Source organism: Desulfitobacterium sp. LBE, assembly GCF_007830365.1.
Classification (GTDB): domain Bacteria; phylum Bacillota; class Desulfitobacteriia; order Desulfitobacteriales; family Desulfitobacteriaceae; genus Desulfitobacterium; species Desulfitobacterium hafniense.
This window is the reverse complement of sequence record NZ_VLKD01000001.1, coordinates 2367746-2388653: the sequence shown is the minus strand read 5'-3', so window position 1 is coordinate 2388653 and position 20908 is coordinate 2367746. Positions and strand designations below refer to the sequence as shown.

General features: G+C 45.9%; 23 protein-coding genes, 1 tRNA gene and 1 riboswitch. Of the genes, 20 read left to right on the top strand and 4 right to left on the bottom strand.

Going from position 1 to position 20908, the window contains the following annotated elements; all coding sequences use genetic code 11:
* The first annotated feature begins 82 nt into the window (after positions 1-82).
* From DESLBE_RS11330 to DESLBE_RS11320, 3 genes are all read left to right on the top strand, one after another.
* The gene (locus DESLBE_RS11330; RefSeq protein WP_005813561.1) at positions 83-1156 is read left to right on the top strand and encodes a TRAP transporter substrate-binding protein; all 1074 of its coding nucleotides are present in this window, start codon (positions 83-85) and stop codon (positions 1154-1156) included.
* 151 nt (positions 1157-1307) lie between these two features.
* Complete coding sequence (locus tag DESLBE_RS11325) at positions 1308-1841, top strand: TRAP transporter small permease (protein WP_018306270.1); 534 nt, start codon at positions 1308-1310, stop codon at positions 1839-1841.
* Positions 1819-3099, top strand: a complete 1281-nt coding sequence (locus DESLBE_RS11320; RefSeq protein WP_005813565.1) for a TRAP transporter large permease subunit — start codon at positions 1819-1821, stop codon at positions 3097-3099. Before DESLBE_RS11325 ends, DESLBE_RS11320 begins: the two co-directional genes overlap by 23 nt.
* 89 nt (positions 3100-3188) lie before the next feature.
* Here the strand turns inward: DESLBE_RS11320 and DESLBE_RS11315 are convergent, their stop codons facing one another.
* Together DESLBE_RS11315 and DESLBE_RS11310 are read right to left on the bottom strand one after the other, a co-directional pair.
* Positions 3189-4370, bottom strand: a complete 1182-nt coding sequence (locus tag DESLBE_RS11315; RefSeq protein WP_005813567.1) for a trypsin-like peptidase domain-containing protein — start codon at positions 4368-4370, stop codon at positions 3189-3191.
* A 261-nt stretch (positions 4371-4631) separates the two neighbouring features.
* Complete coding sequence (locus DESLBE_RS11310; protein WP_005813569.1) at positions 4632-4832, bottom strand: DUF1858 domain-containing protein; 201 nt, start codon at positions 4830-4832, stop codon at positions 4632-4634.
* A 190-nt stretch (positions 4833-5022) separates the two neighbouring features.
* On the opposite strand from DESLBE_RS11310, the gene DESLBE_RS11305 reads away from it, so the two are divergent.
* The 5 genes from DESLBE_RS11305 (at position 5023) to speE (ending at position 7229) form a co-directional block, all read left to right on the top strand.
* A complete protein-coding gene (locus DESLBE_RS11305; protein ID WP_018214033.1) occupies positions 5023-5313 on the top strand; it encodes a hypothetical protein in 291 nt (96 codons plus the stop codon).
* 48 nt (positions 5314-5361) lie between these two features.
* Positions 5362-5437 (top strand) — tRNA-Lys (locus DESLBE_RS11300).
* A gap of 11 nt (positions 5438-5448) precedes the next feature.
* A riboswitch (guanidine-I (ykkC/yxkD leader) is annotated at positions 5449-5547 on the top strand.
* Between the two features lie 65 nt (positions 5548-5612).
* Positions 5613-5954, top strand: a complete 342-nt coding sequence (locus DESLBE_RS11295) for an SMR family transporter (protein ID WP_005813573.1) — start codon at positions 5613-5615, stop codon at positions 5952-5954.
* The gene (locus tag DESLBE_RS11290; RefSeq protein WP_005813576.1) at positions 5954-6268 is read left to right on the top strand and encodes a multidrug efflux SMR transporter; all 315 of its coding nucleotides are present in this window, start codon (positions 5954-5956) and stop codon (positions 6266-6268) included. The genes DESLBE_RS11295 and DESLBE_RS11290 overlap by 1 nt, the downstream gene beginning before the upstream one ends.
* Before the next feature lie 91 nt (positions 6269-6359).
* Positions 6360-7229, top strand: a complete 870-nt coding sequence (speE, locus tag DESLBE_RS11285; protein ID WP_018306272.1) for a polyamine aminopropyltransferase — start codon at positions 6360-6362, stop codon at positions 7227-7229.
* Between the two features lie 102 nt (positions 7230-7331).
* Here speE and DESLBE_RS11280 read toward each other — a convergent pair whose 3' ends face one another.
* A complete protein-coding gene (locus tag DESLBE_RS11280) occupies positions 7332-8750 on the bottom strand; it encodes a PLP-dependent aminotransferase family protein (RefSeq protein WP_018306273.1) in 1419 nt (472 codons plus the stop codon).
* A gap of 114 nt (positions 8751-8864) precedes the next feature.
* Between DESLBE_RS11280 and pdxS the strand changes: the two genes are divergently transcribed.
* From pdxS to DESLBE_RS11245, 7 genes are all read left to right on the top strand, one after another.
* Complete coding sequence (pdxS, locus tag DESLBE_RS11275; RefSeq protein ID WP_144676861.1) at positions 8865-9740, top strand: pyridoxal 5'-phosphate synthase lyase subunit PdxS; 876 nt, start codon at positions 8865-8867, stop codon at positions 9738-9740.
* Position 9741: 1 nt separating this feature from the next.
* Positions 9742-10341 carry a pyridoxal 5'-phosphate synthase glutaminase subunit PdxT gene (gene pdxT / locus DESLBE_RS11270; protein ID WP_144676859.1) on the top strand — a complete coding sequence of 200 codons (600 nt, stop codon included), beginning with the start codon at positions 9742-9744 and terminating at the stop codon, positions 10339-10341.
* Positions 10342-10595: 254 nt separating this feature from the next.
* The gene (gene ilvA, locus DESLBE_RS11265; RefSeq protein WP_144676857.1) at positions 10596-11810 is read left to right on the top strand and encodes a threonine ammonia-lyase; all 1215 of its coding nucleotides are present in this window, start codon (positions 10596-10598) and stop codon (positions 11808-11810) included.
* A 78-nt stretch (positions 11811-11888) separates the two neighbouring features.
* Positions 11889-12557 carry an SOS response-associated peptidase gene (locus tag DESLBE_RS11260; RefSeq protein ID WP_144676855.1) on the top strand — a complete coding sequence of 223 codons (669 nt, stop codon included), beginning with the start codon at positions 11889-11891 and terminating at the stop codon, positions 12555-12557.
* 66 nt (positions 12558-12623) lie between these two features.
* The gene (locus DESLBE_RS11255; RefSeq protein ID WP_144676853.1) at positions 12624-13658 is read left to right on the top strand and encodes a low specificity L-threonine aldolase; all 1035 of its coding nucleotides are present in this window, start codon (positions 12624-12626) and stop codon (positions 13656-13658) included.
* A complete protein-coding gene (locus tag DESLBE_RS11250) occupies positions 13655-14332 on the top strand; it encodes an HAD family hydrolase (protein ID WP_172625419.1) in 678 nt (225 codons plus the stop codon). The genes DESLBE_RS11255 and DESLBE_RS11250 overlap by 4 nt, the downstream gene beginning before the upstream one ends.
* A gap of 95 nt (positions 14333-14427) precedes the next feature.
* Entirely contained in the window at positions 14428-15192 is a 765-nt protein-coding gene (locus DESLBE_RS11245) for a MerR family transcriptional regulator (RefSeq protein ID WP_144676849.1), read from the top strand.
* A gap of 41 nt (positions 15193-15233) precedes the next feature.
* Here DESLBE_RS11245 and DESLBE_RS11240 read toward each other — a convergent pair whose 3' ends face one another.
* Positions 15234-15782, bottom strand: coding sequence for a hypothetical protein (locus tag DESLBE_RS11240; RefSeq protein WP_144676847.1), 549 nt, complete (start codon positions 15780-15782; stop codon positions 15234-15236).
* 442 nt (positions 15783-16224) lie between these two features.
* Here DESLBE_RS11240 and abc-f point away from each other — a divergent pair, with 442 nt between their 5' ends.
* The 5 genes from abc-f (at position 16225) to nagZ (ending at position 20791) form a co-directional block, all read left to right on the top strand.
* A complete protein-coding gene (gene abc-f, locus DESLBE_RS11235; RefSeq protein WP_144676845.1) occupies positions 16225-17877 on the top strand; it encodes a ribosomal protection-like ABC-F family protein in 1653 nt (550 codons plus the stop codon).
* A gap of 172 nt (positions 17878-18049) precedes the next feature.
* A complete protein-coding gene (locus DESLBE_RS11230) occupies positions 18050-18325 on the top strand; it encodes a DUF2089 domain-containing protein (RefSeq protein ID WP_015943188.1) in 276 nt (91 codons plus the stop codon).
* Between the two features lie 233 nt (positions 18326-18558).
* Positions 18559-19038, top strand: a complete 480-nt coding sequence (locus tag DESLBE_RS11225; RefSeq protein ID WP_015943189.1) for a DUF6530 family protein — start codon at positions 18559-18561, stop codon at positions 19036-19038.
* Between the two features lie 3 nt (positions 19039-19041).
* Positions 19042-19392 (top strand): GIY-YIG nuclease family protein, encoded by a 351-nt coding sequence (locus DESLBE_RS11220; RefSeq protein WP_005813604.1) that lies wholly within the window; start codon positions 19042-19044, stop codon positions 19390-19392.
* Positions 19393-19510: 118 nt separating this feature from the next.
* Positions 19511-20791: a beta-N-acetylhexosaminidase gene (gene nagZ, locus DESLBE_RS11215; RefSeq protein WP_144676843.1), complete on the top strand. Its 1281-nt coding sequence runs from the start codon at positions 19511-19513 to the stop codon at positions 20789-20791.
* Positions 20792-20908 lie beyond the last annotated feature (117 nt).

Below are 20908 nucleotides of genomic sequence, written 5' to 3'. Positions count from 1 at the left end.
GTTTACAAAGGGGTAGAGAGTTTAGGAGGAGACATAGAGATAAAACCTAAGTAAATAGGCCAAAGAATTTTGAGGAGGCGGAATGATGTTTTATTTCAAGAAAGATCACAAATCCCTGACCTTGTTTATGGTAATCACTTTAATTATGGCGTTAGCCTTGGCAGGCTGCTCATCTTCATCCAATAGCAGCAACTCTGGTAACGCTGCTACTGCTGTCGATGGCGGAGAGAAAAAAGCCGATCCTATCATCGTTAAATTCTCCCATGTTACCACTATTGATTCCCCCAAAGGGCTGGCATCAGAGAAGTTTAAAGAGCTGGCAGAGAAGTACACAGATGGGCGGGTTACAGTGGAAGTCTATCCTTCTTCCCAGCTTTATGGCGACAAAGAAGAGTTAGAAGCAGTACAGGCAGGGAATGTCCATATCATTGCTCCTTCTATTACCAAATTGGTAGGGATGAATCCCCAGTTCCAATATGTGGATTTACCCTTCTTGTTTAAAGATAATGACGCTGTGTATAAGTTTTGGGAAAGTGATGCTAATAAGAAGTTGATGAACAGCTTGGATAACTATGGTGTGCGGTTGTTGGCAATGTGGCCTAACGGTTTTAAGCAATTTGTCAACGGAAAGTATCCCTTGGTGACCCCGGCAGATTTCAAAGGCCTGAAATTCCGGGTCCAAGCCGGTAGTGTTCTGGAAGCTCAATTTAAGGCCCTCGGTGCGGGCTCCGCTACTATCCCCTTTGGTGAAACCTATACCGCTTTACAGCAAGGTACTGTTGATGCGACGGAAAACACCTTCAACAATATTGACACTCAAAAATACGCCGAAGTCCAAAAGCATTTAACAGTGTCTAACCATGGGCGCCTTGACTATTGTATTATTGTTAATACTAAGTTTTGGGATGGGCTGCCCGGCGATATTCGCGAAGCTTTGGAAAAAGCAATGGCTGAAGCTACTGATTATGCCGTTGAATTGGCCGAGGATTTAGATCAGAAGAGTTTCGAGAATCTGAAAAACGCCGGCATGGAGGTTGTAGAGCTTAACGAAGCCCAACGGGCAGAGTTCGTAAAAATTATGGAGCCTGTGGTTGCAGAGTTTGAAAGTGTCATTGGTAAAGACATCATAGACGCTGCTCGTGCGGCCAATCAATGATAGACATTCATAGAGGGTAAAATTGGGGCGGGATTACCCCGTCCCTTTTTTATCGCGCTAATAGACAAATTTAAACAATAATAAATAAATTTAAGCAAATTATGACAGATAAAGCAATGACAATGGATTAAGAGAGAAGAGAGGTGTTTTAATGAAGCGGTTTTGGCGGGCGTTTAATTTTTTAGAGGACATCCTTGCTGGTGGATTGTTGTTCATCGGAGTAACCGTCATCTTTTACGGAGTAATCATGCGTTATTTTTTTAATGACCCTCAACCTTGGGTGGATGAAATCTCGCAGTGGTTAATTATTTGGGGGACCTTGATTGGAGCCAGTGTGGCCTTAAGGAATAATCACCATATATCAGTGGAAATGCTTTATGATCGTCTACCCTTAAGGGGCCGATTTATGGTCACTATTTTTGCCCATATGGTAGGACTTCTCTTTGGTATCTTTGTTCTTCGCTATGGTTTTGAGCTGGTAGCGTTTGTACACAAAACAGGGCAGAAGTCCACGGATACGGGAATATTTTTATATATTGTTTACTTTATCTTACCTTTGATGGGAACGCTTTTGTCTATGCGTTTTGTGGTTAAACTTTATGAAACGTTGAAAAATGGCGGCAAGGACTGGATGACGGAGCAGGAAAGGAGCGTGAAGTCTGATGACCACAGCTTTACTGTTTAGTATCTTCGTTGTTCTCTTCCTTCTGCATGTCCCCATTGCGATTAGCTTGGCCATGTCCACTATTCTCATTTTCACGCTTACATCAGACTTTAATCTCATGATGATACCCCAAAGAATGTTTGCCGGAATCAATACAGCACCGCTCATGGCGATACCCGGATATGTACTGGCGGGAGTACTCATGTCCCGGGGAGGGGTATCCAAATATCTCATCGAATGTTTAAAGGCTTGGATCGGTCATTTGCCTGGTGGACTTTCCGTGGTCACGATTCTTGCCTGTACCCTTTTCGCCGCGATTTCCGGTTCCAGCCCAGCCACAGCGGCGGCGATTGGAGCTATCATGCTGCCGGCTATGCTAAAGGGTGGTTATCCTAAGCGTTATACAATGGGCTTGATTGCTGCCTCTGGAACCTTAGGTATCCTCATTCCTCCCAGTATCCCTTTGATCGTGTACGGGGTGACCTCTGATACTTCCATCGGCAAGCTATTTATGGCCGGCATCATTCCGGGTCTCATCCTCGCTTCTACTCTGGTGATTATAGCCATTGTTTATGCCAAAATACACGGCTATGGACAGACAGAGAAAGCGACTTGGAGCGAGCGCTGGAAATCCACGATAAGGGCTATACCTGCCAGTTTTCTGCCTGTTTTAATTCTCGGCAGTATTTATGCGGGGATTTGTACACCCACAGAGGCAGCTGTTGTGGCAGTTTTCTATACTCTAATCATCTCTCTTTTTGTCTATAAGGAATTGCGTCCGCAAGATTTTCGCAAGGTTTTGGTGGAAACCATCAATACAACCTCCATGATTTTCCTGATCATTGCGGCAGCCATGGTCTTTGCTCTATTCCTCACCAATAATCAGGTACCTAATAAGGTGGCTGCTTGGATCGGTGAATCCAGCGTTAATATCTTCGTCTTCTTCTTACTTACCCAGTTAATGTTCTTTGTTATGGGAACCTTCTTAGAGGCAGTGTCCATTATCTTGATCACCCTGCCTATTTTGCTTCCGATTATGAGAAGTATCGGCATCGATCCAATTCACTTTGCTATTGTTATGACGGTGAATATGGAGTTGGCAATGATTACGCCACCGGTCGGCCTCAATCTCTTTGTGGTGAGCTCTATGGCCAAAGAAAAACTTGGGGAAGTGGTCATGGGGGTTCTTCCCTTCATCTTAGTGATGATTGTGATGCTGATTGTCCTCGTGGTATTCCCCGAGCTTTCACTTATGTTGCCAACGGCTGTCATGAAATAACCATAACCTGCCTTCAACACCCTTTTATAAAGCCCTCTTCAGGTTTTTCCTGAAGAGGGCTCTTTTCGGGTCATATTGTTTAGGTTATATTAGGTAGTTATTTCCCCAAGGGTGACTTGTACCGCTTTTGTCTGTCCGTCGCGAATAAAGGTCAGGGTCACTTTATCCCCTACATTGTGCTTATAAATCTCTCCAATCAGTTCGGTGGAGTTTTCCACTTTGACATCATTAACATGAGTAATCACATCGCCTTCCTGGATTCCCGCTTTTCCGGCAGGTCCTTCAGGATTGACTTCATAGATATAGGCCCCCAGGGGTAGATTTTGCTCTTTGGCATAAAGAAGGTATTGATCGCTGACCGAGACTAAGAGAGCAGGATGTTTTGCTGCGCCATTTTCAATAAGTTGGGTGATGATGGAAGTGGCTTCAGTGATGGGAATAGCAAAGCCCATACCTTCAAATCCACTTTCAGCATATTTGGCTGAGTTAATGCCGATGATTTCCCCGGAGTAATTGACCAGAGGGCCGCCGCTGTTGCCGGGATTGATGGCGGCATCTGTTTGCAGCATATTATAAAGGGTGGACTCGCCGGACATCTGGAGAGTACGATTGGTGGCGGAAATAACGCCTGCTGTTACAGAGCGGGCAAACTTGTTTCCTCCCGGATTCCCGATGGCGACGACAAATTCCCCTACTTCAATTTGGGAAGAGTCCCCCAGTTTTACTTCAGTGAGATTACTGGTATCCGAGATCTGCAGGACAGCTAAATCAGTGCGGGAGTCTGAGCCGATCAGCTTGGCCTCAAGGTTGCGACCATCACTAAGACTAACTGTGATTTTTTGGGCGTTTTCAATAACATGGTAGTTGGTCACGATATAACCATTCTGAGCGTCAATGATAAATCCGGAACCGGTTCCTGCTTCCACTAACTCGGAGCTCTGGGTATTGTTCCTGGAGCCTAAACCGAATCCGTACCTATAGGTATTGGAAACATTTTGGTAATTGGAGACTCCCACTACTGCGGGGCCCACGTCTTTGGCTACTTGAACCACAGGGGAATTGGATTCATCCGTTTGGGTATTGGCGAGAAGGGTCACGGGGCTGGCGGTGCCCGGGGAATTTAGAGTGGCTTGCGCCTCGATAGCGCTAAGAGTCTCCGGATAGACATATTGAAGAAGCGATACAGATGAGACTCCGCCGAGAAGAGCACTGATAATACATAAAGCTGCTAAAGGAAGTAGCCGGTTTTTTTTCTCATTCATCTCATTCATAGATTGAACCCCCTTGTGTATAAAATCGTTGAACAAAGATTTCTCTTAATGACCTAAGTATAAGACATTACTCTGAGTCAAACCTGATCAGAAACTGAAAAGAAGCTGAATATTTTATGATGATTTTATGAACATGCTATCTAAAGAGTGCTATCATAAAAAAAATCCAATAATAGTATAACAGGTTAACCATTAATGTAAAAACGGCTGAACACGTTCCAATGAACCGTGTCAGCCGTTGTGTTCTCCACTTATTTCAAGTTACGATTGATTTCCGATGGCCTTATTTAAATCCTTGATAAGGCTGGGGACATCGATTCCATGGGCCATAGCGCCTTGTTCAACGTTTTCAAAGCGGGCTGCCATGCAGCCAAAGCAATGCATGCCGTATTTTTGGAAGACTTCTACCGACTGTGGGTATTTCTCTACAACATCAGTAATTTTTTCAGCACCAGTAAGCATAGTTTTCTCTCCTTTTAATGCATATTAGGTTTACTCTTTAATATTGTACCTTATTAATAAAATATAACCCAATATTTTTTTGTAATTTTGACTGAGGTCAGTTTTTTTAAGCTATTCGTGATAGTATGAGATGGCTTATTATTTCAAACCGGCGCGGATAAACTAAGGAAAGAAAAGAGAGGGTTTTGCTATGGATCGATTAATACTCATGATACTGGCTGTTGGTCTGGTTTCAATTGGGATAACTGTTCTGCTGGGAAAAGTGGCATCAAGAATTAAATCTCTGAAATATTTGCCAGGGGCTTTATGCCTTTGCTTATCCATTTACTATTATTACTTGGCAAGGTTTGTTCGGGCCGGCGAGGGGTTTGAAGATTTGGGGAAATTTATACTGGCTGTATTTCTTTTTGCTGCCGCATTTTTTGGTATTATTACCGCTTTAATTATAGAATATCGAGATCGCAGTAAAGGTGACAGGTAGAAATTTTTGTTGCAAAACTTTCCCGATGGGTATATTATAATAATGCTTGCGCCACTAGCTCAGCTGGTAGAGCATCCGACTCTTAATCGGCAGGTCCACGGTTCGAATCCGTGGTGGCGCACCATAATTTTATAAAAAAATGTTTTCTAGGGTTCCGCAACACGCTTTGTTGGTCTGGTCCGAGAGAAAACTCACAGCCTGGCTGTGTCACGGAGGGATAAAAGCCTGGGAGAGACTGATGAACAGTATCTCCTGGGCTTTTTAATTTGGAAAAAACCTAAAGTGGAGGGAAATGTTCTATGAATAAACATTGGTATAAAGTCTTTGTTGCTGCTTTCCTGGAAGTGTTCTGGGTGATTGGCTTAGCCCATTCCCATGATGTGTGGACATGGAGCGGTACGGTGATTGCCCTGATTGTGAGCAATTATTTGATGATTACGGCGGGACAGGTGCTCCCTGCCGGGACGGTCTACGCTGTTTTTGTAGGATTGGGCACAGCCGGTACGGTCATTTCGGAAATTTTCTTTTTTGAAGAGCCCTTTCAATGGGCAAAAGTCCTGCTGATTTTAATCCTGTTAACAGGGGTATTTGGTTTAAAAGCGGTTACAGGGGAGCGGAGCAAAGAAGGAGTTGATGCGTAATGGCTTGGTTCACTTTATGTTTAGCAGGTTTGCTTGAAGCATTTGGGGTGGCTATGATCAATCAATTGCAGATAAGCCGCACTTGGAAAACCGTGGGCCTCTTGATTATGGGATTTGGGGCGAGTCTTGCTTTATTGGGCTATTCACTGCGATTCCTGCCGATGGGGACAGCGTATGCCGTTTGGACCGGTATCGGTGTGGTAGGCGGTACCCTCATTGGCATGATTCGTTATCATGAATCAAAGGATTGGCGAAGAGTAGTGTTTATAACCATGATTTTAGGTTCGGTTATCGGCTTAAAGCTTATCTCGTAAGTGGCCAAGGGGCGAGTTTTTTCCTGTCCCATGGTATAATAAAGGGAATAACAGGGGCTGTTATAAGATGTTCTTTTGAATGGAGGAAAAAATGACTAGGAAATTGCCGACTTTTTTATCTGAAAACGAGCATGGGTTATGGATGACGGAAGATGAACGGGAAAACCTGAAGATTGATTATCGGATTAAAGAGATCATAGTTGAAGCCCAATCAACCCTTCAGCATGTAATGATTCTCGACTCCTACAGTTTCGGGCGCATGTTGGTATTGGATGGGGCCGTGCAAACGACTTCTCTGGATGGTCATATCTACAATGAAACGATTTCCCATGTACCCTTAAGCATTCATCCCAACCCGAAGAAGGTATTGATTATTGGCGGCGGAGATTGTGGCGTTGCCAAAGAAGTGTGCAAATATTCCAGTGTTGAGCAGATTGATGTAGTGGAAATCGATCCTATGGTGGTGGAGGTTTGTCTGAGACATCTGCCTGAGGTCTCCGGAGGGTTAGCTGATTCCCGGGTGAACTTCATTTTTGATGATGGTGTAAACTATGTCCAAAACTCCCCGACCAAGTACGATATTGTCATTGTGGATTCCTCGGATCCCATAGGGCCGGCGGAAGTCTTGATTGAAAAGAGCTTTTACCGGAGTATATTCAATGCTCTGGAGGAGGATGGCCTGATGGTTTGCCAAAGCCAGTCCCCGATTTTTCATGGAGAAGTTATGGAACAGATTTTTGAACGGGTTCATGATATTTTTCCGAAGACGAAGATGTTTACAGCTGTGGTGCCTACCTATCCCGGTGGATTGTGGAGCTTTACCTTAGGGTCAAAGGGGTATGTTATACCAAATGAAGCTCGCATGAAAGAGCTTGACGCCCTGTATGTGAATGAGCAAATCATGGCCAGCTGTTTTTCTCTTCCTGAGTTTATGAATAAACAGCTGAGTAAGTATAGATAGAGCTTTGGAGAGTTTAGCAAGAGAAAAAAGGTTAAATAACAATAGGCAAATTTTAAGGGGGTGGCTGATAGTTTCGGAATATCAGCCACCCCTGTTTTGCTGTCAGAGGGATAAAACTCCTTCCACAAGGCTTTGGCTCAGCCGCTGGATAGCGTTTTCAATCTTTGCGGATTCTAAACCTGAGTAATTGATGATGATCTTGTGGGTTTTATGATCGGGTGTGCCGTGATAATACTGGGAGACGCAGGAAATACGAACTCCGGACTTTTTGGCGGCATCGATCAACCGGGCGTCATTCACATCCGTGGCCACTTCCATTAAAAAATGCAGCCCTGAGTCCTCTTCCTGAATGGTGATATAGGGGTTTAACTCACTTTGACGGAGGGCCTTGAGGATGGCATCCCGCTGCTTGCGGTAATAGGTTCGCATGCGGTTAATATGTTTTTCAAAATACCCTTCGGAAATAAACCTTGCCAGGGTGAACTGTTCAAAGGTGGAGACAGTACAGGAGTAAAAGCCTAACTGGCTATAAAAACGGTTTACCAGATGCTTGGGAAGGACCATGTAACTAATCCGGAAGGTGGGGGCAAGGCTCTTGGAGAAGGTGTTGATATAGATGACTTTCTCCATGACGTCAATGCTCTGCAGAGTAGGAATGGGCTTGCCGAAGAGACGAAACTCACAGTCATAGTCATCTTCAATGATAGTGCGCTCGTTCTCCTGGGCTGCCCAGCTTAAGAGTTCATAGCGCCGGCTGACCGGCATGACGATGCCGGTGGGGAAGTGATGAGAGGGAGTGATGTGAAGAATATCGGCTCCACACTCTTTTAAGGACTCCGGGATGACCCCGCAGTCATCCATAGGGATATGGCAGCACTGGACATCATTGCTTTCATAGATTTTGGAGAGCCGGGTATAGCCGGGATCTTCTACAGCGTAGGTGAGCTTTCTGCCCAGGAGTTGAATAATAACGCTGTAAAGGTACTGGGTTCCGGCGCCGACGATAATTTGCTCCGGCTCTACCGACAGACCCCGGAATTGATAAAGATGCTCGGCAATGGCTTGTCTGAGTTTCATGACCCCACCCACAGAAGTGTCGGCAAGCAGGGAAGCCTGGCTTTCCGTATCCATCACATCCCGCAGCAGTTTTGCCCAGACTGAAAAGGGAAAAGAGTCCGGGGCTACGGAATTTTTGACGAAGTCGGCATAATAGGCCGGCTCTTTTTTAGATTGGAGCCCATTCTGCGATGTTTCCAGAGAAGGGTGGAGGGTTTGTTTTTCCAGGTTGGCAACGAAATAGCCCCGTTTGGGCTGGGTATAGATATAGCCCTCGGCAGCAAGCTGGGCGTAGGCATTTTCGACAGTGATCACGCTGACCCCCAGATTTTTGGCAAAAACCCGTTTGGAGGGAAGTTTTTCATCAGCCTTTAATTTTTTTTGCAGAATATCGGTTTTGATGCAGTGATAGAGATATTCATACATGCTTTCTGACCCTATGGTTTCAAAGGAATAAGTGAGCATAATGGGCTCCTCCTTATGGAATTGGTCATATGATTTATTTTTGAATTGAACATTTTAATATATCCAGTTTTGAGTATACTCAATGATATCTTAGTTGTAAAGTGAGGGTTTTCAATGGATCGTAAACGATATGAATTGAACAAAGAGCTGGCTCAGATGTTAAAGGGCGGCGTAATTATGGATGTGACCACTCCGGAGCAGGCCAAGATTGCGGAAGCGGCCGGCGCCTGTGCGGTGATGGCACTGGAAAGAATTCCGGCGGATATCCGGGCGGTCGGCGGAGTTTCCCGCATGAGCGATCCGAAAATGATTAAAGGAATCATGGAAGCCGTCTCCATTCCCGTGATGGCGAAATGCCGCATCGGTCATTTTGTGGAGGCCCAGATTTTGGAGGCTGTTGAAATCGATTATATCGATGAGAGTGAAGTGCTCTCTCCGGCTGATGATGTCTATCACATCGATAAGACCAGATTCAAGGTGCCTTTCGTGTGTGGAGCGAAGGATTTAGGAGAGGCTTTGCGCCGCATCAATGAAGGGGCTGCCATGATTCGTACTAAAGGGGAGCCGGGTACCGGAGACATAGTTCAAGCGGTGCGCCATATGCGGATGATCAATCGTCAAATCAGCCGCCTTGCCGGTATGCGGGAAGACGAGCTGTTCCAGGAGGCTAAAGAGCTGCAGGTTCCCTATGAGTTAGTGCTTTATGTTCATGAACACAAACGCCTGCCGGTGGTCAACTTCGCCGCCGGTGGTGTGGCAACTCCCGGGGATGCGGCCCTGATGATGCAGCTGGGTGCTGAAGGAGTATTTGTAGGCTCCGGCATCTTTAAATCCGGAGATCCGGAAAAAAGAGCCCAAGCCATCGTCAAAGCCGTGACCAATTACCAGGATCCCAAGGTGTTGGCAGAGCTTTCCGAGGATCTGGGTGAAGCCATGGTGGGGATTAACGAACAGGAAATCGAGCTGCTGATGGCAGAGCGGGGCAAGTAAGATGAGGGTAGGCGTACTGGCTGTGCAAGGAGCCTTTATCGAGCATGAGAAGATCCTGCAGAATCTGGGGGTAGAGTGCCTTGAGCTGCGCAACGGCAAAGATGCCCGCCAGGATGTTGAGGGGCTGATTCTCCCCGGCGGGGAAAGCACGACCCAGGGCAAGCTGCTCAGGGAGCTGGATATGTTTGAACCTCTGCGGGAAAAAATCGCTGCCGGTCTTCCCGTTTTGGCTACCTGTGCCGGCCTGATTCTTCTTGCTGAGGAGCTTGCCAATGATTCGGCCCGTTACTTTGCCACCTTACCGGTAAGGGTCAAGCGCAACGCCTACGGCAGACAATTGGGCAGCTTTTACACCGAGGAGCAGTTCGGGGATTTGGGCAAGGTGCCGATGACCTTTATTCGAGCACCCTATATTGAGTCCGTAGGAGAGGGTGTGGAGATTCTTGCTAAGGTCAACGGGGATATCGTTGGCGTCCGCTACAAGAATCAAATCGGACTTTCCTTTCACCCGGAATTGAACGGGGACAGAAGAATTCATCAAATGTTTTTGGACAGCATCAGCGGCGGGAAAAGTGCTCCTTGTACGCAAAAAGCCGTTTAAGAAAGAAGCTGTTTAAAGGTTTTCTTAATATCTCCAGACGATTTGGCACTCCTTTGCGGGAGTGTCATTTTTATAGGCAAGACGCAGCGATTTAGATCGATAATGGGTGGGGCAGACTTTTTCTGCACATACTAAGTTTAGGAAGGAGGGCAATGAAGACTTGTTGGGAGAGCTTTATCAGCCCTGCTTTTTATGCCATAATAACTAAATGATAGAAAGTTTTTACATACTGTGAACATCAAGGAGCGTTGATCATGTCCACACTGCTGACGTTAGAACAGATTCAAGAGGCACAACAGGCCATTCACCCTTATATTCACCGGACACTTCTGGATCATTCAAGCAATCTAAGCGCCCTGGCCGGGACGGAGATCTACCTTAAGCTGGAGAATCTGCAGAAGACCGGTTCCTTTAAAGTTCGGGGGGCTATGAATAAAGCCTTGAAGCTTTCTGAAGAGGAGAAGAAAAAAGGAATCCTGGCCGCTTCCGCCGGCAATCATGCCCAAGGGGTAGCCATGGCGGCTGCCCGTATCGGTATTCCCGCAACAATTGTCATGCCGGAAAATGCCCCCCTAGCCAAAGTGTCCGCTACGGAAGGGTACGGAGCCCAGGTCATTCTGTCCGGAGCGGTTTTTGATGATGCTTATCAGAAGGCAGTAGAGATCCAAAAGGAAACAGGAGCCACGTTTATCCATGCTTTTGATGATCTGGAAGTTATGGCCGGGCAGGGAACCATCGGCTTGGAAGTTTTTGAGGAGCTGCCTGAAGTGGATACGGTTCTTGTCCCCATCGGGGGAGGAGGGCTGATCGCAGGGATTGCTGTGGCTTTGAAATCCCTGAAGCCTTCCGTGCGCGTGATCGGTGTCCAAGCGGCCGGAGCGGCAAGCATGGCTCACGCGCTGAGCATAGGCAGGCCCGAGCCATTAGGACAGGCCAGTACTTTGGCAGATGGCATTGCGGTGAAAAGGGCAGGTGATCTAACCTTCGCAGCAGTCCGCCATTATGTGGATGAGATGGTGACGGTTGAAGAAGAAGAGATTAGTCAAGCTATTCTCCTGTTGATGGAGCGCACCAAAACCCTTGCTGAAGGAGCCGGGGCGGTTGCCGTAGCGGCGGCGCTTCAGGGTAAGCTGGATCTTAAGGAGCAGAAAACGGTTCTCATCCTGAGCGGGGGAAATATTGACGTGAATTTCCTGGCCCAGATTATCGAGCGGGGACTGAGGCGTTCCGGGCGTACCATGGCCTGTCAGCTTCTTTTGCCGGATCAACCCGGCAACTTGGAAAAAGTGATCGAGCTTATAGCCCAGGAACGGGCCAATATCATCAACATCGAACACTCCCGCTATGATTTAGCCGTTCCCCTGCGCTCAGCCCGTGTTCATATGCTGTTGGAAACGCAAAGCTTTGAACATCAAAAGCGCATTATCCAGCGTTTAGAAGGTGCCGGGTATCCCTTGACTGTTAACTGACAGCAAATTGATGCTTTTACTGATCAGGGATGATCCGGTAGAATAGCTGTAGGACTTAATTAAAGGAGTGCCGAAATCATGTGCGGACGTTTGATTCTTTTTAATCCTATGGATATTCTGGCGCGTTTCCAAGTCTCTGCAGACAACCTGGTACCACGCTATAATATGGCGCCTTCACAAGATATTCCGGTCATCATTAACGATGGCTCGAATCGTTTAGTTATGTACAGATGGGGGCTTATACCCTACTGGGCTGAAGATATAAGCATAGGCAATACATTGATCAACGCCCGAGGGGAAACTGTGGATGAGAAGCCGAGCTTTAAATACAGTCTGCCGCGGAGGCGTTGTCTGGTTGTGGCGGATGGTTTTTATGAGTGGAGGAGAGAGGGACGCCGCAAGTACCCTTACCGGATTACCTTGAAAAACAATGAGCTCTTTGGCTTAGCCGGTCTATGGGATACCTGGAAATCCCCGGACGGGGAAATGATCCATTCCTGCACGATCATTACTACCACAGCCAATGAGCTGATCCAGCCTTTGCATGATCGGATGCCTGTGATTCTGTCCAGAGAAGCTGAATCTATCTGGTTAGATCCCCAGGTGACGGACAGCCGGCTCTTAAAAAGTCTTCTTACCCCTTATCCGGCTGACCAGATGTCTCTTTACGAGGTGACAAGCCGGGTCAACTCCCCGAAATTCGATGATCCGGAGTGTTTGGTTGCAGCTCTGCCCAGATTGTTCTAGGTAATAAATAGCAGGGCTAATATTTTAAGAAGCGCAATTATTTAGGAAAGCAATGGAGGAGAAGTCATGATCAGTTTTAAAAACGACTATAGCGAAGGTGCTCATCCGCAAATTCTGGAGGCTTTGCTGACATCGAATTATGTCCAGGAGAGTGGATATGGTGAAGACAGCTATTGCCAAGCGGCCGCAGAGATTCTCCGTAAAAAACTGGGGAACAATGCAGTAGATATTCACTTTCTGGCTGGAGGCACGCAAACCAATCTGATCGCGATTGCCGCTTTTTTGAGACCTCATGAGGCTGCTATCGCGGCTCATACCGGCCATATTTTTGTCCATGAGACGGGAGCCATCGAGGCCACTGGTCATAAGGTTCTGACAGCCGAGGTGAAGGATGGCAAGTTAACCCCTGCCCACGTGGAAGAAATCCTCAATGCTCATACCGATGAACATATGGTGAAGCCTAAGCTGGTCTATATCTCCAACGCCACGGAAGTAGGAACGATTTACACTAAAAAGGAGCTTAGGCTTCTCAGTGAATTTTGCCGGGAGAAGAAGCTCTACCTCTTTATGGATGGAGCAAGACTCGGTTCAGCTTTGTGCTCTGCCGGAAATGATTTGACGTTATCCGAATTGCCCGACTTGGTAGATGCCTTTTATATCGGCGGGACAAAAAACGGGGCACTGCTGGGGGAAGCCTTGGTGCTGTGCAATGAGGAATTAAAACAGGATTTTCGCTATCATATGAAGCAAAAGGGTGCCCTTTTAGCCAAAGGAAGGGTCCTGGGGATTCAATTCCTGGAGCTGTTCCGCGATAATCTGTATTTTGACTTGGCGACCCACGCCAATAGTATGGCGTATAAGCTGTGGGATGGTTTAAAAGAAGCAGGAGTCAGCTTTCTTTCGGGATCCCCCTCCAATCAGATTTTCCCTATTTTCGCCAACGAAGTGGTACAAGAGTTGAAAGAGAGTTATCATTTTGAAATTTGGGGCAAAGTAGATGAGAGGCACACTGCTATTCGTTTGGTGACATCCTGGGCGACAAAGGAGGAAGCGGTGACTGCCTTTGTCAAGGATATCCGTCGGATACTTCAACCCCAATGACTTGGCAGGAAAGTGAGTATGATATGAAAAAATTGCAGGATAGTGATGGTATTATTTTTGATTTGGACGGAACGTTATGGGATGCTACTGAGCCGGTGCGGGTGTCCTGGAATAAGGCCTTAAAAGAATATGGCCGTGAGCAGGGGCTGCCCACCGATGAACTGTCCATCGACCAAATCAAAGGAGTGATGGGGCTTCAGATTCCCGAGATCGGGAGGAAGCTCTTCCCTTCTTTTTCAGAAGAGGCTCGGAGTAAAATCATGGAGCGGGGCGGTGAGATCGAATGCGAGTACTTGAAGAAGCATGGGGGGATTTTGTATCCTCATGTGGAGAAGACGTTGGCAACTCTTGCCCAAAGATATAAGCTTTTTATCGTCAGCAATTGCCAGGTGGGTTATATTGAGACCTTCTTCTTCGCTCATCAATTGGAGAAGTACTTTGTGGATTATGAAAATCCGGGCCGAACGGGTCTGACCAAGGGTGAAAACATTCAGCTGATCATGAGGCGCAATAAGCTGAAGAATCCGGTTTACGTGGGAGATACCCTGGGAGATGCCAAGGCGGCTCAAGTGGCTGGGATTCCTTTTATCTATGCAAGCTATGGCTTTGGCCGTGTGGAAAATTATACTGAAGCCATGGATAGCTTTGAACAATTGCTGGGAATTTTAAGTTGATTATTATCGATAATTTTTAATAAATTTTTTCATTTTCCCTCTTTACATTGACGTTACGTTAAGGTGTATTCTTAATTTCGTCAGGAGGTGATCACATGGAATACACAGTGCAGAAATTGGCTCATTTAGCAGGAGTCAGCTCACGAACCCTCAGATACTATGATGAGATCGGGATTCTTAAGCCGGCCAGAATCTCTTCTTCAGGGTATCGGATCTATGGACAACAAGAAGTTGACCGCTTGCAGCAAATTTTATTCTATAGGGAGTTGGGGATGGGCTTGGAGGGTATTAAAGATATGGTAACCTCTCCTGATTTTGATGGAGCAAAGGCACTGCGGGAACATCGTGAGAAGCTTCTGGAAAAAAGAGAGCAATTGGAGCAGCTCATTGTCAATGTTGAAAAAACCATTGCTCAAAAAGAAGGGAGAATCACTATGTCCGACAAAGAAAAGTTTGAAGGATTTAAACGTAAGATGATTGAGGAGAATGAAGCCAAATACGGTGAGGAAATCCGGGAAAAGTATGGTGAAGAGACTGTAGAGGAATCCAACCGGAAGCTGATGAACATGACCAAGGAGCAGTACGCTGAGTTCACCAAGCTTGGAGAAGAGGTGTTGGTCACCCTTTGTGAGGCCTTCAAAACCGGAGATCCTGCCGGGGAGCTGGCTCAGAAAACGGCCGATCTCCATCGCCAGTGGCTCACCTACTCCTGGCCCAGCTACTCTAAGGAGGCTCATGCCGGACTGGCTCAGATGTATGTGGATGATCCGAGATTTACAGTTTATTATGATGAGCGGCAGCCGGGAGCCGCAGAATTCCTTAGAGATGCAGTCTTCATCTATACCGGGATGAAGAAGTAAAAGAGAGGAATACACTATTAAGAAATGCTAAAGGCACTCGTTTAGAGTGCCTTTGCTAATTTTCTTTGTATGGTTTCTATAGAGCGGGCATGCCGCCCGATTATTGTGTCAAAGGATTGATTATCTTCCTGAATTTCACCTAGGGTAGAGGATATAGATTTAACCGCTGATTCGATGGTGCTTGATCGGGTATCTATAACAGTGAGTATTTCCTGATGTGCCCGTTGGTTTTGCTCATAATGGCTTTGTTGAACTTCAGCGATGATTTGGATATCTTTCCGGGTGCTTTCCAATAAGAGCGTATTTTTAGCCACCTGAGTCTGCAGGACTGAGATATCACCTTTCATGGAGCCGACATCTTGTTGCAGGGCCGAGATATCGCCTTTCATGGAGCCGACATCTTGTTGCAGGGCTGAGATATCGCCTTTCATAGAGCTGACATCTTGTTGCAGGGAGCCGACGTCTTTTTGCAGAATTGAGATGTCGCTCTTCATGGAGCTGACATCCTTCTGCAGTAAACCAATATTTTCACTCATTGCTGTCTGGCCATGAAGTATCTTATTAAGGATTTCGCGCATCTCCTGATCCACTCGATCACCACCTTACCAATAATATAACATATTATGGATGATATTCAATAGAAAAATGTCACAAAAGTAGACAAAAATACACCTCCGGAAATAAACTGAATTGACATCGGGGTGGAGCGACTTTATAATATAAAAGGAAGTCTGGAACAGACTCATGCCAATGAAAGGTAAGGTATCTGCAGAAAATGCGCAAATAATTCACTTAACAAGGAAAATATGCTTTGAGAAAAGTCGTGGCAACGGCTTGAAACCTATGCATTTTTAACTGTGAGTGGATAGTGATTATTCTCTGTGGATAGCTTTTCATATAACGGGATCTTACTATATATTCTAAAATGCCTTGTGACCGAAAACGGTTTTGAGACATAGGTAGAAGTATGGTTTATTGCGTTGTAATCTGAAATGACACTATCCTCTCCGGTAACACTAGGAGGGGTTTTTTATTTTATTAGTAGAATGCAGCAATGTAAAAAAATACTTTGGAGACCGTTTGATCCTTGATATCAAAAAATTAAGCCTTTATTCTGAAGATAGAATCGGCATCGTGGGCATTAATGGAGTGGGTAAAACCACCTTGCTCAACCTTCTCAGCCAGAAGCTTGCACCTGATGAAGGATGGGTGAAAGCCTATGGCCAGTCCTCAACGATTTCCCAGCTGGAGCCGCCTGAGCATGAAGAGATCAGTCAGGAAATGGCGTCGAAATTCAACATCCCCATGACCTATAGCGAGAGTATGAGCGGTGGGGAAAAGACCCGCTTTAAGCTGGCCGCTTGCCTGAGCCAAAACAGCACCATGATCTTTGCCGATGAACCCACCAGCAATATGGATCTGGAGGGAATCGAACTGATCGAGCACTATTTTGCGAAGTATTCCGGAGGATTATTCCTCATTTCTCATGACCGTACTCTCCTTGACAGTTTATGCACTAAGATTCTGGAACTGGAAGATGGCCGGCTTAAGATTTACCCGGGCAATTACAGCAGCTATAGTGAGCAAAAGGTCAGGGAAAGAGAAAGAGCCCAGTTTGAATATGAGCACTACGTTTCCGAAAAAAAGCGGCTGGAGAGAGTCGTGATCGAAACCGGCGAAAAATCCAAATCGGTGCGTAAGACTCCCCGGCGAATGGGAAATTCTGAGGCCAGACTCCATAAGATGGGGAATCAAAAAGCCAAGGCTAATCTTGACCGGGCCAAAAAAAGTGTGGAAACGAGAATTGAGCAGCTGGAAGTTAAGGAAAAACCTAAGCAAACCGCGAAGATCAAGCTGGATATCGCTGATGCCCAGAAGCTGCATAGTAAGGTTATTATCGAGGGGAAGGGGCTCAACAAAGCCTTTGACGGTAAAGTCATCTTCCAGAATGCGGAGTTTCGTATTGAGAATGAGGCCAAGGTGGCTTTGATGGGGCCTAATGGCTGCGGAAAGAGTACCCTGCTTAAAATGATCATCAACCGGGAAGATTCCATAAGGGTTGCTCCCAGTGCCAGAATCGGCTACTTTAGTCAGGATTTAAGTATACTTGACGAAGAGACCAGTATATTGGCCAATGTGATGGGAGAAAGCATCTATGAGGAGAGCTTTGTAAGACAATTGCTGGCCCGGCTGCTTTTTAAAGGGGATGCAGTGTATAAGAAAGTGAATGTGCTGAGCGGAGGGGAGCGGGTCAAAGCCTCTTTTGCCAAGATTCTCTGTCAGGACTTTAACCTGTTAATCCTTGATGAACCGACTAATTATCTTGATATCAATTCCCTGGAGGTTATCGAGGATGCCCTGCAAAACTATGAACGTTCCCTGCTGTTTGTTTCCCATGATCGCCGCTTCATTAGCTCAGTGGCCAATCAGATCATGACTATTGAGAATCATAGGATCAAGATGTTCAAGGGAGGCTATGAAGATTATTGGGCACAGCAAAACAAAGAGGGTGGCAAGGCAAAGGAAGAAATTGAAAAGGAAATCTTTATCTTGCAGAATCGTCTGTCGGAAGTGATTGGCAGAATTTCCATGCCTGCTAAAAAAGATAATGTTGAAGAACTTGATAAAGAATATTATGCTATTTTAACTGAAGTAAAGCGACTCAAAGGGATGTTGGAGCTATAGAAGTTATTTAAGTTAGGGCAAGGGCCGGTCCTGCCCTAACTTTTCTAAATTTCTTAATTATTTTTCTTAACAATTTTAATAAAATTATTTAAAATGTGAGTAGGTAGTCATGGAGAGAGGAGGTTCGGAATCCAGCATATGGCAGCCGTGATGAAAAATTGAGGTGACAAAGATGGATTATAAGGTTCCTCATCAATGTCCGATCTGTAAGCATGAGATGCACGTGACCAAATTGTTCTGTACCCATTGTTCTACTACCCTCGAAGGAGAATTTCACACCTGTAAATTTTGCAAGTTACCTGATGATCAGCTTCTCTTTGTGGAAACTTTTCTTAAATGCCGGGGAAATATAAAAGAAGTTGAAAAGGAATTGGGAATCTCATACCCGACTGTACGAAGCCGTCTCGACAGCGTAATACAGTCCCTGAGCAATGAGAGGAAAGAGTGAGCACGGCCAGTCTTCAGCCCATCGGTTAGCAGACCCTGAGTTATCGGGGTCTGTTTATTTTTGAGTGGCCAAACTGTCGAGTAGTTTCTGCCTTTACGCCGATATGGTGGAAAGGGGTTTGTTGACAAAAGGTAATGTGGTGGCTATACTTATCTAGCAATTTAGTAAATTACTAGATAAGTATAGCCTGATATAGATGGTCAAATATTATTTTGGTGATGGAGGTTTTAATCATGAACATACCAACGAGTTTAAAGCATAAACCGGTGATCGTATCTGAAAACTATGAAAACGTGGATGGCCGGTATGCCTATCAGTCTGATGCCAAAGGCCTTTCTTTAGGATTAGCTCAGTGGAATGATCGGGGTAAAGTAGATATTTCCGCTAAAGTATGGAGATATACCGGAGAAAAGTGGTCCAGACAATCGGAAGAACTGCCCCTTCATAGGGTTCTTGATTTAGCGATTCTGGTTTGCCGGACTAAGCTTCATTTCCGAGAAGCTTATCGTTATGATAATTTCTATGACCCGGAAAAACCGGTTATTGACAGAATTGGTCTGCAAGGTGATGCCATGACGGTGGCTGTCTGCACTGATAATGAGAAAATTAATGAAGATATCAAGTTGTTTAATCAAGCGCTCTGTAATGATGATGAGCTCTTAGGGGAGCGTTTGCGGACTCTTTCAGCAATTCTTAAGGAGATGGGGTATTAAGTCATGGATAGAAAAAAGGAACTTAAAGAGCAATATAAGCAGATGAGGCCTGATATGGGAATCGTAGGGGTTCGGTCTGGAAAAGAGGCCTGGTGTTATATCGAGGGAAGTCAAAATCTGCGGGCGGCCCTTAATGGGATACGGTTTAAGCTGGAGGCAGGGTTCTTTCCTTGTCGGGAGCTGATGAAGAAATGGCAGGAGCAAGGGGGAGAAAATTTTACCTTTGAAGTTCTTGAACAGCTTGAATATGATAAGGATGAGACCAAGACCGATTACACCGATGATCTTGTCCTCTTATTAATGGAGTGGGAAGAAAAATTATTGGACCAAGGGTTCACGGTAGCCAAACGGTAAACTATACATGAATAAGGAAAATAGGTTTACAATAAGATTAAGAATAGCTTGGCTATATCAGGCAGCATCGCGCTAAAGGCCAGGCTTTTCAAAATAGTGTGAAAAGGTAAGAGGTAACATGGGCAAAAGAACGATAGCAATATTCGTAATCATTATTGCCGCTTTGGTTTTAGGATTTCTCTTTTTATCCCAAAGGTTGAATCCCCAGGAGGGTAACCTTCCCATACCAGGTCAACACGATCAGCAGGGGAACAATAATCCGGCTGAACCCTCAGAAAAGCCCCCCGAGATTGACCCCCTGCAGGAACGGATCCAAGCTATGACCTTGGAAGAGAAGGTCGGGCAGCTGGTGATGGTGGGAGTGGACGGGTATGAAATAAACGCTAATGCTCAGCAGTTGATTGAAAATTATCATGTGGGCGGTTTTGTTCTCTTAAAGAAAAATGTCAGGGATAGCGGGCAGATGTTAAACTTGATCAACACCTTGAAAGAGACCAATGGAGTCAATAGAATTCCCTTATTCCTGGCCCTTGATGAAGAGGGGGGCAGGATATCCAGGATGCCTGCTGAATTCAAGAAGATGCCTTCCAGTCAGCAGGTCGGAGCCCAGAATAGTGGTGCTTTAGGGAAGAAGATGGGAGAAATCCTGGGCCGGGAAGTCAAGGGATTTGGGATGAATGTGAATTTCGCTCCGGTTCTCGATATTTTCAGCAACCCCAAGAATAAAGTGATCGGTGATCGGGCTTTCGGCAGCAACCCCGAGCTTGTCAGTAAAGTGGGCATACAAGCTATGGGGGGAATCCAGGAGCAGGGCATTATCTCTGTGGTTAAACATTTTCCCGGTCATGGGGATACTTCGGTGGATTCCCATGTGGGATTGCCCCGCGTTGATTATGATCTGGAACGATTAAGGAATTTTGAGCTGAGGCCATTTGCAGAAGCCATTGCCAATGATGTGGATGCCATTATGCTGGCTCACATCCTGCTGCCGAAGCTTGACCCGGATTATCCGGCATCCTTTTCAGAAGTTCTTATCCGCGATATCCTGCGCAAAGAGATGGACTATAACGGGGTCGTGATTACGGATGATATGACTATGGGGGCTATTGTGGAGAATTATAATATCGGTGAGGCCGCGGTGAAATCCATCCTGGCCGGCAGCGATATTGTCCTGGTCTGCCATGATTTCGCGAAAGAAGAGGCTGTTCTCAAGGAGATCCTTCATGCTGCAGAGACAGGGAAAATTCCCGCGGACCGGATCGATGAAAGTGTTTATCGTGTCTTAAAGCTGAAAGAGAAGTATGCTCTGGCCGACCGGCAGAAAGAATCGGTGGATGTACAAGGTATCAATGCCGAAATCGAGCAGTTTTATAAGGATTACCCGGCTTTAAAAGGGTAGTGCCTGAAGCGATAAGTATAAGCATACAGGTCATAACAGTTATAAAGGGAGCAAGCCTTGCCTATGTGCAAGTGCTTGCTCCCTTTGCGTGTTTTCGCAGGCTGCGGCTTCAGGGCT

Bases quoted from the DNA above. Each gene is read 5' to 3' on its own strand.
- DESLBE_RS11325 (WP_018306270.1), top strand. From the start codon at position 1,308: ATGAAGCGGTTTTGGCGGGCGTTTAATTTTTTAGAGGACATCCTTGCT.
- DESLBE_RS11290 (WP_005813576.1), top strand. From the start codon at position 5,954: ATGGCTTGGTTCACTTTATGTTTAGCAGGTTTGCTTGAAGCATTTGGG.
- DESLBE_RS11320 (WP_005813565.1), top strand. From the start codon at position 1,819: ATGACCACAGCTTTACTGTTTAGTATCTTCGTTGTTCTCTTCCTTCTG.
- pdxT (WP_144676859.1), top strand. From the start codon at position 9,742: ATGAGGGTAGGCGTACTGGCTGTGCAAGGAGCCTTTATCGAGCATGAG.
- pdxS (WP_144676861.1), top strand. From the start codon at position 8,865: ATGGATCGTAAACGATATGAATTGAACAAAGAGCTGGCTCAGATGTTA.
- DESLBE_RS11305 (WP_018214033.1), top strand. From the start codon at position 5,023: ATGGATCGATTAATACTCATGATACTGGCTGTTGGTCTGGTTTCAATT.
- DESLBE_RS11220 (WP_005813604.1), top strand. From the start codon at position 19,042: ATGGATAGAAAAAAGGAACTTAAAGAGCAATATAAGCAGATGAGGCCT.
- DESLBE_RS11225 (WP_015943189.1), top strand. From the start codon at position 18,559: ATGAACATACCAACGAGTTTAAAGCATAAACCGGTGATCGTATCTGAA.
- DESLBE_RS11295 (WP_005813573.1), top strand. From the start codon at position 5,613: ATGAATAAACATTGGTATAAAGTCTTTGTTGCTGCTTTCCTGGAAGTG.
- DESLBE_RS11280 (WP_018306273.1), bottom strand. From the start codon at position 8,750: ATGCTCACTTATTCCTTTGAAACCATAGGGTCAGAAAGCATGTATGAA.
- DESLBE_RS11260 (WP_144676855.1), top strand. From the start codon at position 11,889: ATGTGCGGACGTTTGATTCTTTTTAATCCTATGGATATTCTGGCGCGT.
- DESLBE_RS11245 (WP_144676849.1), top strand. From the start codon at position 14,428: ATGGAATACACAGTGCAGAAATTGGCTCATTTAGCAGGAGTCAGCTCA.
- speE (WP_018306272.1), top strand. From the start codon at position 6,360: ATGACTAGGAAATTGCCGACTTTTTTATCTGAAAACGAGCATGGGTTA.
- DESLBE_RS11230 (WP_015943188.1), top strand. From the start codon at position 18,050: ATGGATTATAAGGTTCCTCATCAATGTCCGATCTGTAAGCATGAGATG.
- ilvA (WP_144676857.1), top strand. From the start codon at position 10,596: ATGTCCACACTGCTGACGTTAGAACAGATTCAAGAGGCACAACAGGCC.
- DESLBE_RS11330 (WP_005813561.1), top strand. From the start codon at position 83: ATGATGTTTTATTTCAAGAAAGATCACAAATCCCTGACCTTGTTTATG.
- DESLBE_RS11250 (WP_172625419.1), top strand. From the start codon at position 13,655: ATGACTTGGCAGGAAAGTGAGTATGATATGAAAAAATTGCAGGATAGT.
- DESLBE_RS11255 (WP_144676853.1), top strand. From the start codon at position 12,624: ATGATCAGTTTTAAAAACGACTATAGCGAAGGTGCTCATCCGCAAATT.
- DESLBE_RS11315 (WP_005813567.1), bottom strand. From the start codon at position 4,370: ATGAATGAGATGAATGAGAAAAAAAACCGGCTACTTCCTTTAGCAGCT.
- nagZ (WP_144676843.1), top strand. From the start codon at position 19,511: ATGGGCAAAAGAACGATAGCAATATTCGTAATCATTATTGCCGCTTTG.
- DESLBE_RS11310 (WP_005813569.1), bottom strand. From the start codon at position 4,832: ATGCTTACTGGTGCTGAAAAAATTACTGATGTTGTAGAGAAATACCCA.